This is a genomic window from Microbulbifer sp. MKSA007 (assembly GCA_032615215.1).
Lineage (GTDB): Bacteria > Pseudomonadota > Gammaproteobacteria > Pseudomonadales > Cellvibrionaceae > Microbulbifer.
On sequence record CP128433.1, the window covers coordinates 4,405,478 to 4,419,810 of the forward strand.

The following is a 14,333-nucleotide window of genomic DNA, read 5'->3' on the forward strand; positions in this document are numbered from 1 at the left end:
ACCCGGCATTTGGTTTTGTCCAGTTAGTCGCTTCGGAGAATCAGTGGCCGTTTAATGGGCCGCCGACGGTATTGCTCTTATCCGCCTCAGTTGAGGCCTCTGTGGTTTCAGTATCCTGGGTCGGGCTGTTTCCACCAGAACCGAAGTTATTATCTTCCCAATCCCTAGGTGCGCGAACTTTGCGGCGAGCCATAAGATCGTCCACCTGCTCCGCATCCAGGGTTTCATATTCCATCAGCGCATCTTTCATAGCTTCAAGAATATCTCGATTGTCTTCCAGCAGTTTCTGCGCGCGGTCGTAACAGCCGTCAATAATACGGCGTACTTCGGCTTCGATTTCATAAGTGGTCTTGCCGGAAACCGGATTACCCTGGCCGGGCTGACCGCTTTCATCTTCGCCGTAATGCAATGGGCCGAGCTTTTCAGACAAGCCCCACTTGGTCACCATACTGCGCGCCAAGTCGGTGGCCCGCTCGATGTCATTGGAAGCGCCGGTAGTAACGCCGTCGATACCCAGGGTCATTTCCTCAGCAATACGGCCGCCAAACAGGGAGCACAATTGCGATTCAATCGCGCGCTTTGACAGGCTGTACTTGTCTTCCTCTGGCAGGAACTGGGTCACACCCAGAGCGCGGCCACGGGGGATAATAGTTACTTTGTGTACCGGGTCATGCTCCGGTACCAGTCGACCAATAATGGCGTGACCGGCCTCGTGATAGGCGGTATTCACCTTCTCCTTTTCATTCATCACCATGGACTTGCGCTCGGCGCCCATCATGATCTTGTCACGGGCGCGCTCAAACTCTTCCATGGTCACGGTGCGTCTATTGGCCCGCGCAGCAAACAGGGCGGCTTCGTTGACCAGGTTGGCCAGATCGGCACCGGAGAAACCAGGGGTTCCACGGGCAATCGTCTGTGGGTTCACCTTGTCGTCCATAGGCACCTTGCGCATATGAACTTTGAGGATCTGTTCGCGGCCACGAATATCCGGGAGTCCAACAAATACCTGGCGGTCAAAGCGACCTGGGCGCAGCAAGGCATGGTCCAGTACATCCGGGCGGTTAGTCGCGGCAATAACGATCACGCCCTCATTACCTTCGAACCCATCCATCTCAACCAGCAGCTGGTTCAGGGTCTGCTCGCGCTCATCGTGACCACCGCCAACACCGGCTCCACGGTGACGGCCAACAGCGTCAATCTCGTCGATAAAGATGATGCAGGGAGCCTGCTTCTTGGCCTGGTCAAACATATCCCGCACCCGGGAAGCGCCCACACCAACAAACATCTCAACAAAGTCAGAACCGGAGATGGAGAAGAAAGGTACTTTTGCTTCGCCGGCAATTGCTTTGGCAAGCAGGGTCTTACCGGTACCGGGAGGGCCACACATCAATACGCCACGGGGGATATTGCCACCCAGGCGCTGGAACTTGGTGGGATCGCGCAGGAACTCGACCAGCTCCTGTACCTCTTCCTTAGCTTCATCTACTCCGGCAACATCGGAAAAAGTTGTCTTGATCTGGTCTTCGCCCAGCAGGCGCGCCTTGCTCTTACCAAATGCCATAGGACCTGAGCGACCGCCGGCTCCGCCCTGCATTTGGCGCATAAAGAACATAAATACAGCGATAATAATCAGGATCGGGAAGCTGGCTACCAGAAGCTGCTGCCAGATACTCGGAGACTCAGGCTCGCGACCAACGAATTGCACATTGCTGCGAACCAGCTCATTGGTGAGTTCATCGTCAATAATCTGTGGCTGGATAGTCTTGAAGCGGCTGCCATCGGCTTTTTCGCCGGTGATTACCAGACCGTCTACGATCACGTTCTTAACTTGGCCCGACTGCACATCCTGAACAAAGTCGGAGTAACTGAGAGCCTCATCCCGTGACTGCGGTTTAAAGTTTTGAAAAACCATCAGCAGTACCGCTGCGATGATCAACCACAGTACTAGGTTCTTTGCCATATCATTCAAAGGGATAGCCCTCTCGCTTTCGCAATCAAAATCCGTTCATTCCGGCAATGCCGGCCACATCAATACCGGATAAAACCAGTATAGGTGCGGGGGGTCAACAGCCTTCGCCCCCGATACAGGTATCGCTTATACCATATGGGGAGTCAGACTAGAAATACGCCGATGTTCTCAGTCGCTCTCAGCCCTTAAATCCTCGCGCCACCACGTATACTTCACGTGAACGGGGGCGGGAAGCGCCAGGTTTGCGAGTTACGACACTGTTGTAGCTACCGCGCAAGTCGCGGATCAACTCGTCGAAACCCTCTCCCTGGAATACCTTTGCAACAAATGCACCACCGGGCTTAAGTACCTGCCGGGCCATATCGACCGCCAGTTCCACCAAATACATGGAGGCGGGCTGATCAACATCGCGTATCCCACTCATATTGGGGGCCATATCGGAAATCACAAGGTCTGCCAGTTCATCGCCCATGCGCTGTAGCAGTTCACTGAGCACAGACTCCTCGGTAAAGTCCCCCTGGACAAAGTCCACACCGGCCAGCGGGTCCATCGGCAATATATCTGACGCCAAAACCTTGCCTTTGTGCCCTACCAACTCCATCGCTACCTGGGACCAGCCCCCTGGAGCCGCACCCAGGTCGACAACAGTCATGCCCGGCTTGAATAAGCGGTCCTTATTTTGTAGCTCCTGCAGCTTATAGCTGGCACGGGAGCGGTAGCCCTCTTTTTGGGACTGTTTGACGTAATGGTCATTAAAATGTTCACGCAGCCAACGGTGGCTGCTCTTAGATCGGCCCATCGGGTACAATGCCTACAATCACTACAGCTTAATTGTAAGAGCGGCCACTGGCCGCGATCGGGTCCGCCGAACAAACGCTGGCGACGATCGCGGTCTGTGGCCGCTCCCACATCGAATTCCACAAAGTGGTAATGGAGTATTGTATGCCTTTAACCGCCGACCGCAAAAAGCTCTTCGCTCTCTGGGTCACAACCTGAAACCTGTCGTGACCGTAGCCGGCAATGGGCTGAGCGAGGGGGTGATGGAAGAACTGAACCGGGCACTCGAAGACCACGAGCTGATCAAGGTCAAACTGATGATCGCCGACCGGGAAGTACGCCACCAAATCGTTGGCGAGCTTTGTGAGAAATCCTCTTCAGAGCTAGTACAGGAAATTGGCAAGATTGCCCTGATTTTCCGTGCTGCGCAGAAGCCGGATATTCGCAAGTCCAACCTGCTGCGATAAACAAAAAGGGGAGCTAATGCTCCCCTTTCTTTTCTCAACCAGTGGAAACTGGCTTACACATCACAGGCAACTCCCAGGATTCCCCAGTGGACAGCCGTGTCAACCAACATTTCTCACCATTGCCGACTAATTGAAACTTGATCGGCCGCCCCATATCCCGGCCAATCAGAGCCATCTTTTTGGGATCATTCTCAATCACCAAAATAGTATCGTCCACAAACACCCTCGGGCCCAGGGTCACATTAACCCCACCCAGCGCTCGCGAAACTGCCGCCTGCAACTTGCCCTGAATCTCCGGGCTTGTCTCCTGTAACAGTGCCGGTTGTGCAGTCTCATTATTTTGCTGGGAGGAGCAGCCAAGACACATCAATGCAAAACTACAAAGTTTAGCCAAAGCTGCCATTTTCATTTTATTTCACCATTATGCGGTTACTGCGAGAGACTTCCTTGGTCACTCGTGCATTGAAAACGGGGGCACCCTCGCTTTCACCGGAAATGGAGAATGCGCTAACGGCAATATCTCCACATTCTCCAGTCTCAATGTAATTCAATGCAGTGGCAAACCGTGCTTCATCAGCATCACCCAGGAGATTGTCAAAGTCATCCCCGATCACACATCCGGGCAAATCAGCATCAGTTCCATAATTACCATTGGGTACAAAGCCATCGGAGTAATCGCCAAAGCCTTTTGCATTTACACCGGAGAACTGAATAGTGAAATAAGTGGTGCCGCAGTTATCCAGAGGATAAAAACCGTAAGGCTTACCGCAAGTAGTCTCACCGATCTGGATAACTTCTACATCAATTCCGCGCAAGCCATTGATTATGGCCTCACTGGCTGAGCAGGTATTTTCACTGGTTAAGACAAACAGCCGCGACAGGTTTAAAGTCGGCAATTCTTCCCCGTATAAAGACTCATCAACAAAGCCCAGGCCGGTCGAGTAGAATGGAGTCCCATCCAATGGCGCTCCGGTAATTGGGTTAGTTTCCGGATGCTGGTCGTTAAACTGGGCAATTTCAAATACCTGTCCCGCAGTATTATCACCTGCGATCATATAGGCTAACTCTGCAGCGATATCGAGATAACCACCACCGTTGTAGCGAAGATCTAGTACTAAGTCATCAACAGACTCAGACTCAAGCGCGCTAACAGCATCAATCAGTTCCGCTTCCGCTGTCGCAATATGATCATTGAACAGCATATATCCAACTTTGCGGCCCGAATTTGTGTCCACCGTTTTAACATATTGAACAGGGTCCGATTGCACTGGCGATGCAACCAAAGTGACAGTCTCAATCGTTGAAGAACCCAAAGGCCTTATTTCAAATACGTGGGACTCACCATCGTTTTCCGGCCACATACCGTAATTTAAGGTATCGACATCATTACCGTAAGCCAGGTCAACGCCATCCACACTGATAACTTCTGCACCGCGGGTGATAATATCCGGCAGATTACCACCGTTTTCCTCATCCAGATATGCGACTACCGCTTTACGTGGCGGCTCATCGGAAAGTAAAGCCCACTGAATACCATAGCCAACATAAACCCCAGATTCGGTTTGTGAATACCACTCATTTGATGGAACCGTATAATGGAAGCGATCCTTTTCCTGACCCGAGGGGGTTAAGGCGAAAGTTTTCAGCTCATCGAAATAAGCCAAGGAATCATCGAAGCTCGCTGGATCCTGGTCTTCAATCTCGTCGTACCATAGGTAGAGCTCATTACTCATTGAGCGCAACCAGTTATTTTCATCCTCGCGGGTGCCCGCTACATCAGCATAAGCTGAACCCGTTGCTGGGTCTGTGCCACTGCGGGGAGCAACACACCGGCTCGCATAAGTTGAGACAGGCAGGAAGTTACCCTTTTCCCAAGTGCCGCCAACGGCGGTTGGCGTCTCAGAACCATCTCCACTATCAGAGTCAGAGCCACCTCCGCCTCCCCCGCAGGCTGCCAAGCCTAAAGCTCCCAGAGTAACAACCCCTGCTAAAGCTAGCTTACGTAGACGGATTTCCATCCCCAAACTCCTATTAACCTTTTTATTAGTAAAGATATGTAAAGCGGTGGAGCCTACCACTATTTGAAAAAGGGTTCGATAACCAAGTTTTTCATCAAAAGAAATTGCTAAACCAAAATACAGAAAGGCCTGAAGAGGCACATCACAATTTGTACCCCACCAGGCCCTTCAGTACAAAATAGGTTAATTACTATTATTAACCCGAGTCAGCAACTAATTGCCGACTTTACCCAAAACCCCCTGCAAACTATCTTTTGCATCACCGAACAGCATACGTGAGTTTTCTTTGTAAAACAGCGGGTTAGCAACTCCCGCATACCCGGAAGCCATAGAGCGTTTGAGGATAACAACCTTACCGGCCTTCCAAACTTCCAACACCGGCATACCGGCGATAGGCGAGCCCGGTTTTTCCACTGCATCCGGGTTTACCGTGTCGTTCGCACCGATCACCAAAACCAAATCTGTAGCGGGAAAGTCTGGATTAATCTCATCCATTTCCAGAACGATATCGTAAGGCACGTTAGCCTCAGCCAAGAGCACATTCATATGTCCGGGAAGACGTCCAGCTACCGGGTGAATACCAAAGCGCACTGTTTTGCCTGCTTTTCTCAAACGATCAGTCAAGTCACTAACCGCCTGCTGGGCATGGGCTACCGCCATTCCGAATCCGGGAACAATAATGATACTGTCCGCCGCATCCAGTTCATCCGCAAGCTCCTGTTGATCAATGGCAATTACTTCACCATTGACTTCCTCATCGGACACTTCACCACCATCAGAGCCAAATCCACCGAGAATAACGCTGATAAAAGAGCGGTTCATTCCCCGGCACATGATGTAACTCAGGATGGCACCGGAAGAACCCACCAGGGCGCCCACTACAATTAACAGATCATTGCCCAGCATAAATCCGGTAGCGGCAGCGGCCCAACCGGAGTAGCTGTTCAGCATGGATATAACCACCGGCATATCAGCGCCGCCAATAGCCGCCACAAGGTGAATACCTAACAGCAATGCAATTGAGGTCATTAACAGCAAGTTAATAACCGTACCCGCATGCACATCTGCCGGTACAAACAACACACCCAGAACAATACAGGCCAAAATGGCAATCAAGTTAAGCCAGTGCCGGGCCGGTAGCATTAATGGTTTCCCGGAAACCAATCCCTGCAACTTACAAAAAGCAACCAAAGAACCGGTCAGGGTAATTGCCCCAATAAATACACCCAGGTATATCTCAGTGCTGTGGACAACATGAGCAGCCCCGTGTAACTCCACAACCGGATCGAGGAAACCGCCCCAACCAATTAATACCGCAGCCAAGCCGACGAAGCTGTGTAGCAAAGCCACCATTTGTGGCATTTGAGTCATAGCCACACGCTTGGCCAGTGCCAAACCAATCACCGCGCCGACGATCATGGCGATGGCGACCATCCAGTAAGCCCCGGCGGCCACTCCAGCAATAGTGGCGATAATGGCAACTGCCATTCCCACCATGCCGTAAATATTTCCCCTGCGCGCAGTTTCGTGACTGGATAAACCTCCCAGACTCAAGATAAACATCACTGCCGAGAAGAGATAAGCCATTGCAATCATACCGTTCATCACTCTCTCCTCCCCTTACCGGCGAAACATTTTCAACATACGGTAGGTCACAAAGAAACCACCGAATATATTAATACTGGCCACCAACACGCCGATGAAAGCAAGCAGGCTCACCAAACCCGAATTGGCAATCCCAAGCTGCACTAACGCACCAACAACCACTATGCCGGAAATTGCATTAGTAACACTCATTAGCGGAGTGTGTAGCGCATGAGTAACATTCCAAATCACTTGCCAGCCAACAAATATTGCCAGGACAAATACGGTAAAGTGCGAGACGAAATCAGGAGGTGCCACGCGCCCCAACCACAGCAATAAGATTGCCGCGATCGCCCAAAATGCAAAAATAGATACGGGAGATTTTCGTTTCTCAGCTTTCTCCTCAACAATTTTCACTTCCTCAGTAGCTTTCACCGATGGCTTGGGCTGAGCAGAAATTTTTGGTGCGGGTGGAGGCCAGGTAATCTCACCGGATTTAACCACTGTGGCACCACGAATCACTTCATCTTCAAAATTGAGATTAATCTCACCATCTTTCTCTGGAGTTAGCTCCCCAAGCAGGTGAGCGAGATTGGTTGAATACAGGCGCGAGGATTGTGCCGCTGCTCGACTGGGCAGATTGGTATAACCAAGAATAGTGACGCCGTTCTGCTCCACTTTTTCATGAGCCACCGTATAGTCACAGTTACCGCCCATTTCTGCTGCTAAATCCACGACGACAGAACCTTTAGGCATACTGTCGACCATATCTGCAAGCCATAATTTCGGAGCGGGTTTCCCCGGAATTAAGGCAGTGGTAATCACAATATCCACTTCTTTGGCCTGCTCGCGGAACAGTGCCATTTCAGCATCAATAAATTCCTTCGACATCACCTTGGCGTAACCACCGGAGCCCGAGCCTTCCTCCTCAATTTCTACGGTGAGGAATTCAGCCCCCATGGACTCCACTTGCTCACGTACTTCAGCGCGGGTATCGAAGGCCCGCACTATAGCTCCCATGCTTTTTGCCGTACCTATTGCAGAGAGCCCCGCTACACCAGCACCAATAACAAGTACTTTTGCCGGGGGAATTTTTCCTGCTGCCGTGATCTGCCCTGTAAAGAAGCGACCGAAATTGTGGGCAGCCTCCACAACCGCACGATAGCCGGCAATATTTGCCATGGAGCTGAGCGCATCCATTTTTTGCGCGCGGGAAATTCTTGGAATCGACTCGACCGCTAGCGCATTGATATCGCGCTCGGCAAGTTTCTGTAGGAACTCGGCATTTTGTGCCGGCTTCAGAAAGGCGATCAGCGTAGCCCCTTTGGGAATCAGGGCCAACTCTCGATCAGTTGGTGCTTGTACTTTTAATACTATGCCCGCATCAGCCAGGCACTGTTGCATATCCTCTCGGATTTCTGCACCGGCTTCAGCATAAGCTTCATCAGTAAAACTGGCCCTGTTACCAGCCCCCTTCTCCACCGCTACGGAAAAACCCAAATCGCGTAATCGTCTTACGCTATCGGGAGTCGCTGCAACACGTGCTTCTCCCTCTGCGGTCTCTCTAGGTATGGCTATAATCACCGCCGTGCCCCTCTTAGTTGGTTTTATGAACTTACAGCTACATCTACCTCAAAAAGTATTGGATTGCCCAATTTATAAACAGATCGAGTGTAAACGTCGTCACATAGGATGAAAAGGGGGATAACCTGATAGCCGTAATTGGTGAAATTAATAAGACTATATATCCTGAATTGGCTATATAGACCTGAGAGAAATAAGCAAAAATTAGTCTCGCTCGAAACCTTTTCCCTGAAGTTAGATTGCTATTTTTTTGTCCAAAATATAAGGAGTTTTACTTTTTAAATGGCCTTACCGTTCAATTCACTATGAATTTTCAATCCAAAAAAATCCCCACAGTGGAGCAAGCACCTACAAACAAACAAAAAACAACAAAAATTTAGGGGTAACTGACTATTTTTAACAGCTACAAATAGATCACCAAACACACCATGTTAGTTAAATATTATCGACAAAGACAACAATCACATTACATTTATAATAAAAAAATAACGCGCCATGTGACAGTCTGTTCACACAAACCACAAATGTGCAGATAATTTTGCCTCCATAGTACCAAGTCACACTTTTCTGCCTGAAAAATATGTACTAGCCCCCTACTTGTGCAAAAAAAACAATATCCGCAGAATGTCGCACCAGGAAAAAGCAGTAACACCAGATTTATCTCATGGAATTAGAGACACACATCCACTCCCCCACCCCTGCGTATTTGGCACAACTATTGATTAAAAGTTGGTAAAGCCCAATAAAAAATATTAGATGAGTGCCGCAGTAAATTGTGACTAATCCAAGCCCTGGAATCATGCTGGTTGATGACAATCCCGAGCGAGCCCACTTGGTTTGTGAGCGATTACGTGCTGCTGGATACAGTATTCTCGCCCAGATCAACAGTGCCGAGGGGCTCCTCTTCCAGGTGGAAAAATACCGTCCAGATATTGTGCTGATAGACATCGAATCCCCAGACAGGGATATCCTGGAAAGCCTTGCCATAGTCAATCGTGAGGCGCCAACCCCAGTGGCTATGTTTTCAGGTAGCGGAAACGCAGACTTTATTAGTCGCGCGGTCGACTCCGGGGTAAGCGCTTATATGGCCGAGGGAATGACTCCTGAGCGCGTGGCACCGGCGATAGAAATCGCTATGGCACAATTTAAACATTTCCAGCAATTGCGCCAGTCTCTCGAGCGCACCCAGCAGCAACTCACAGAGCGAAAAGCAATCGAGCGGGCCAAAGGGCTATTAATGGCCAAGAAGAACCTCAGTGAAGAGGATGCCCATAAGACCTTGCGCAATCTCGCGATGAACAGCAACTCGACCATCCATACAGTTGCCGAGCAAGTAATCCAATATTTTCAGAAAGAGCATTAGAGTACCGATGTCAGCCCTTCTGTGCCCGGAAAAAAAGACCATCAAACTTCTTTACCTGCGCCTGACCGACAGCGCACCGCTGATTGTCGCCAATGAACTAGGCTACTTCCAAGAATATGGATTAAAGGTACAGCTGCAAAAAGAAACAAGCTGGGCCACCCTGCGAGACAAGTTAATTGCGCGCAAAGCAGATGCTGCAGCAATGCTCGCTCCTATGCCCCTGACACTGGAACAAGCGTTACCCAATTGCCACGAACGCTTGTTAAGTGGATTAATTCTCAGCTGCAATGGTAATGCTATTACCCTTTCCGCAGAATTATTCGAACGCCTGCAAAATTACTGTGAAGGTGACTCACAAAGCGATATCGCCTTGGCGCTAAAGCGCTACCTGCACGACAATAAATACCCTCCTACTGTCAGGCTCGCCACGGTTTATCCATTCTCCAGTCATAGCTTGCAATTAAGATACTGGTTGCGCTCCGTCGATATCGACCCGGACCGGGATATAAAACTGGTGGTATTACCGCCTGAACAAATGCTGGAAAACCTCCACAGTGGCGTTATCGATGGCTATTGTGTAGGCGAACCCTGGAACTCCCTGGCCGCCCACAAAGGGTCCGGCGTAGTCATTGCAGCCTGTAATACACTGCTGCCAGCTATGCCGGAAAAAGTGCTGACAGTCACTGAAAGCTGGCACCAAGCCAACCCTGCGACCCACCTAGCCCTAAGGGCCGCTCTTCTCAAAGCCTGTACCTGGCTTGCCGCACGCGCAAACAGAGCCGAAGCTGCCAAGCTCTTATCCCTGGGGCAATACCTCAACTTGCCTGAGGAGCTGATTCAGCGCTCCCTCAATGACCAGATTCTCTACCACCGGGACCGGGAGATTCTCGCCAATCCCGGCTGGCACCTCTTTGCCCATATTGATAACGACTGCGGGCGCCCAACTCAGGAAAAAGCACGGCAACTGCTGGAGATGTATTCAGATCTGGGGAGCTCGACACTTCGTGCAGCAGAAGCCTATCGTCCAGACCTCTACCGGCAAACGGTGGATTTCCTGCTCGCAAAAAAATAGTGGCACATTAATTGAATGGAAATAATTCGATGATGCAATTGCCTTCCCTCAGGCGCATCAGCGCGGTGAAGCGGTTGTTCGCCGAATATAACGGGCAACGAAGTCCATCGTCTGCAGTCAAGCGGCTGCAGCTGTGGGCTTTTTTGTGCCTGCGGAATTAGCAAACAAAGGAAATGCGCATGTCCAGTGACTCACTTAATCTATTCTCGTTCCGCGGGAAGATAAAAGTGCTCCACCTAACTTGGGTGGCCTTCTTTATCACTTTCTTTGCCTGGTTTAACCACGCACCATTGCTAATGGCAATTGCGAAAAGCCTTTCATTAACTCCGGACCAGGTCAAAACCCTACTTATTTTAAACGTGGCCCTGACAATACCCGCACGCATTGTAATCGGGATGCTCACTGATAAATATGGCCCCAGACTCACCTATTCGCTATTACTGGCAATCGGCAGTGTGCCTTGCTTTATTTTTGCCCTGGCAGACAATTTTGTGCAGGCAGCCATTGGCCGATTCCTTTTGGGCTTTATTGGTGCAGGTTTTGTTGTAGGTATCCGCATGGTATCCGAATGGTTCCCGGCTCGACAGCTGGGTACCGCAGAGGGTATTTACGGGGGATGGGGAAATTTTGGCTCAGCCGCAGCGGCCATGTCCCTACCCACCATCGCCCTGTTTTTTGGCGGTGACGACGGCTGGCGCTATGCCATTGGCCTCACTGGCGCAATCGCACTGGTTTACAGCGTAGTTTATTACTTCTCTGTGACTGATACGCCCAAGGGGTCAACCTATTTCAAGCCCAAAAAAATTGGTGCTATGGAAGTCACCAGTCCCGGGGATTTTTTCCTGCTTCTGGTGATGAAAGTGCCCATGTATGCGGCACTGGCTCTGCTAACCTGGAAATTATCCAGCGGCGTTGCATTAATATCCAACCTTACCGCCAACCTGATCTATGCAGGCCTGGTATTACTGTATCTTCTGGACGCGTATAAAACCTACAGTATTAACCGTGAAGTACTCAGCAACCCACCAGCACCGGTACACCGCTATAAGTTTAAGCAAGTAGCAGTTTTGAATCTGCTCTACTTCGCGACTTTCGGTTCCGAATTGGCTGTGGTTTCCATGCTGCCCCTGTTCTTCTCCGAGACCTTTACACTGGACCCGGTAAAAGCTGGCTTGCTGGCCTCCGCCTATGCCTTTATGAACCTCATGTCACGCCCTGCCGGCGGATTGATTAGTGACCGCTGGGGGCGCAAACCTACCCTGCTGATCCTCACCGCTGGCCTGGCTCTGGGTTACTTCACTATGAGCATGATCGATGCCGAGTGGCCCCTGTACCTGGCGGTCGCCGCTGCCATGGCCTGTTCCTTCTTTGTGCAAGCTGGCGAGGGCGCTGTATTCGCAGTGGTGCCCTTGATCAAACGCCGCCTAACCGGGCAGATTGCCGGCATGACTGGCGCCTACGGCAATGTCGGAGCCGTTTTCTATCTCACCGTTCTCAGCATGGTGTCTTACCAGGCCTTTTTCCTGGTAATCTGCGCTACCGCATTGCTCGGCTTTGCCGCCCTGCTTCTACTGGAAGAACCGGAGGGACAAATGGCAGAAGTACACCCCGATGGCAGCGTATCCATGATCGATGTTGCCTAATAACGATCTACCCACTGCAGCGAGCACAGAAGAATCCGGGCTCGCTGCCAGTGACAGTTCGCAGGGCGATAAAGAAGATGCCCTGCAACTGTTCACTGCCTCCTGCGCCGGACTTCGCCAACACAATGACGACGCCTGCGCAGTGAGGCTTCCCGAAGGCGCTGAATTACAGCGCCACGGCAGCCTTGCCGCAGTAGCCGACGGTGTTGCCAATGCAGAAGCCGGCGGTGAAGCAGCCCGCGCTGCCATCAATGGATTCTTTTCCGATTATTACAGCACCCCGCAAACCTGGTCGACAAAGCACGCTGTTGCGCGGGTTTTGCACTCGCTCAATAGCTGGCTATTTCGACAGAGTGGCGGCAGTGCAGAAATTAAACGGGGTTGGTTGACCACTTTTTCTGCCGTTATTTTCAAAGGCACCAGCGCACATCTGGTTCACATCGGCGATTCCCGGATATACCGGCTCCGCGACAGGAAATTAGAGTGCCTGAGTAGCGATCACAGCCACAGCCTTGGACCTGGACGCACGTTTTTGAGTCGCGCCCTGGGAATGGATGCCCATATTGAGGTGGACTACCGCTGTGAGGAATTACAGTCCGGGGATATTTTCCTGGTGAGTAGCGATGGTATTCACGATTTTCTGCCTGAGACGGAGATGATTGAGCGATTGCTTAACTTTTCCAGCTCAACACCACAAGGGCTTATTGATGCTGCTCTGGAAGCGGGCTCTACCGATAACCTGACTGCTGTCACTTGCCGGATAAATTATGTAGGGCTGCCCCAGTGCGATGAATTGGCTATGCGCAATCGCGAACTCCCGTTCGCACCTGACCTGCGCCCAGGCCAAAAGCTCGACAACTTTCTTGTTTTACAGGAATTACATGCCAGCAGCCGCAGCCATCTCTATCTGGCCCGAGACCTCAATACCGAAGTATTGCGGGTGATAAAAACTCCCTCGGTTAATTTCTGCGATGACCCCCACTACATCGAACGATTTATTGCTGAGGAATGGACCGGGCGACGAATCTCCCACCCAGGAATTATTAAAGTTTTTGCTCCGACTTCTGAAAGGCACTGTCTCTATCATATTCTCGAATATATCGAAGGACAGACTTTGCGTCAGTGGATGCAATTACATCCACAACCTCAAATTCCCCAAGTGCGGGAGCTAATGGCACAACTGGTTAGTGCGTTGCGAAGTTTACAGCGGTTGGAGATCGTTCACGGCGATCTCAAGCCAGAGAATATTATGATGCGCAACGACGGGCGCCTGGTAATCATTGATCTCGGTGGTGCCGATGGCCCAGGGCTCAGAGAGCAATTACATCTATCTGGTGAAACAGCACCCGGCAGTAAGAATTATGCAGCTCCGGAATTCTTTTTTGGGGATAGCGCCAGCCATCGATCAGACATCTTTTCCCTGGGAATCATTGCTTATGAATTGCTCACGGGCAAATATCCCTATCCCGAGCGCTTTGGTAGCTACCACTACCGTTTAAAGAGCTATAACCAAATGCGCTTTACTCGCGCATCCGCACACCGCAAAGATATTCCCTACTGGATTGATAGCGCTCTACAAAAGGCTTGTGCTCCTGATCCTAAAAAGCGCTACAACGCATTGTCAGAATTTATCCAGGATCTGCAATCTCCCAGCCCGGAATTTAAAGCCCCCCAAAGCCGCCCCCTGCTAGAAAGAAATCCGGTTCTTGTCTGGCAGCTACTAACTTTAATTCTACTGCTCTCTCATCTGCTCTACTTCTTTTGGCGCTAATACATAAGATTTGAATAAGCACATATACAGCGCAGAAAATTAATTAAATGCACCACTTTGTCGCAAAAATTGTGGACAATCAGGC

At 50.7% G+C, this 14,333-nt stretch carries 11 protein-coding genes; 5 read left to right on the top strand and 6 right to left on the bottom strand.

The window, feature by feature from the left end; genetic code table 11:
• Nucleotides 1–40 precede the first annotated feature (40 nt).
• Together ftsH and rlmE are read right to left on the bottom strand one after the other, a co-directional pair.
• A complete protein-coding gene (gene ftsH / locus QT397_22555) occupies nt 41–1,960 on the bottom strand; it encodes an ATP-dependent zinc metalloprotease FtsH (protein WNZ55597.1) in 1,920 nt (639 codons plus the stop codon).
• Between the two features lie 187 nt (nt 1,961–2,147).
• Entirely contained in the window at nt 2,148–2,768 is a 621-nt protein-coding gene (gene rlmE, locus QT397_22560; GenBank protein WNZ55598.1) for a 23S rRNA (uridine(2552)-2'-O)-methyltransferase RlmE, read from the bottom strand.
• Nucleotides 2,769–2,907: 139 nt separating this feature from the next.
• On the opposite strand from rlmE, the gene QT397_22565 reads away from it, so the two are divergent.
• Nucleotides 2,908–3,213, top strand: a complete 306-nt coding sequence (locus QT397_22565) for a YhbY family RNA-binding protein (GenBank protein ID WNZ55599.1) — start codon at nt 2,908–2,910, stop codon at nt 3,211–3,213.
• A gap of 34 nt (nt 3,214–3,247) precedes the next feature.
• Here QT397_22565 and QT397_22570 read toward each other — a convergent pair whose 3' ends face one another.
• From QT397_22570 to QT397_22585, 4 genes are all read right to left on the bottom strand, one after another.
• Entirely contained in the window at nt 3,248–3,622 is a 375-nt protein-coding gene (locus tag QT397_22570; GenBank protein ID WNZ55600.1) for a hypothetical protein, read from the bottom strand.
• 1 nt (nt 3,623) lies between these two features.
• On the bottom strand, nt 3,624–5,231 hold the full coding sequence (locus QT397_22575) for a S41 family peptidase (GenBank protein WNZ55601.1): 1,608 nt from the start codon (nt 5,229–5,231) through the stop codon (nt 3,624–3,626).
• 213 nt (nt 5,232–5,444) lie between these two features.
• Nucleotides 5,445–6,836, bottom strand: a complete 1,392-nt coding sequence (gene pntB / locus QT397_22580; GenBank protein WNZ55602.1) for a Re/Si-specific NAD(P)(+) transhydrogenase subunit beta — start codon at nt 6,834–6,836, stop codon at nt 5,445–5,447.
• 15 nt (nt 6,837–6,851) lie between these two features.
• Nucleotides 6,852–8,399: a Re/Si-specific NAD(P)(+) transhydrogenase subunit alpha gene (locus tag QT397_22585; GenBank protein ID WNZ55603.1), complete on the bottom strand. Its 1,548-nt coding sequence runs from the start codon at nt 8,397–8,399 to the stop codon at nt 6,852–6,854.
• Nucleotides 8,400–9,174: 775 nt separating this feature from the next.
• On the opposite strand from QT397_22585, the gene QT397_22590 reads away from it, so the two are divergent.
• The 4 genes from QT397_22590 (at nt 9,175) to QT397_22605 (ending at nt 14,248) form a co-directional block, all read left to right on the top strand.
• The gene (locus QT397_22590) at nt 9,175–9,762 is read left to right on the top strand and encodes an ANTAR domain-containing protein (GenBank protein WNZ55604.1); all 588 of its coding nucleotides are present in this window, start codon (nt 9,175–9,177) and stop codon (nt 9,760–9,762) included.
• 7 nt (nt 9,763–9,769) lie between these two features.
• Nucleotides 9,770–10,834: a CmpA/NrtA family ABC transporter substrate-binding protein gene (locus tag QT397_22595; GenBank protein WNZ55605.1), complete on the top strand. Its 1,065-nt coding sequence runs from the start codon at nt 9,770–9,772 to the stop codon at nt 10,832–10,834.
• Nucleotides 10,835–11,013: 179 nt separating this feature from the next.
• On the top strand, nt 11,014–12,477 hold the full coding sequence (locus QT397_22600) for a NarK family nitrate/nitrite MFS transporter (protein ID WNZ55606.1): 1,464 nt from the start codon (nt 11,014–11,016) through the stop codon (nt 12,475–12,477).
• Complete coding sequence (locus QT397_22605; GenBank protein ID WNZ55607.1) at nt 12,467–14,248, top strand: bifunctional protein-serine/threonine kinase/phosphatase; 1,782 nt, start codon at nt 12,467–12,469, stop codon at nt 14,246–14,248. The genes QT397_22600 and QT397_22605 overlap by 11 nt, the downstream gene beginning before the upstream one ends.
• Nucleotides 14,249–14,333 lie beyond the last annotated feature (85 nt).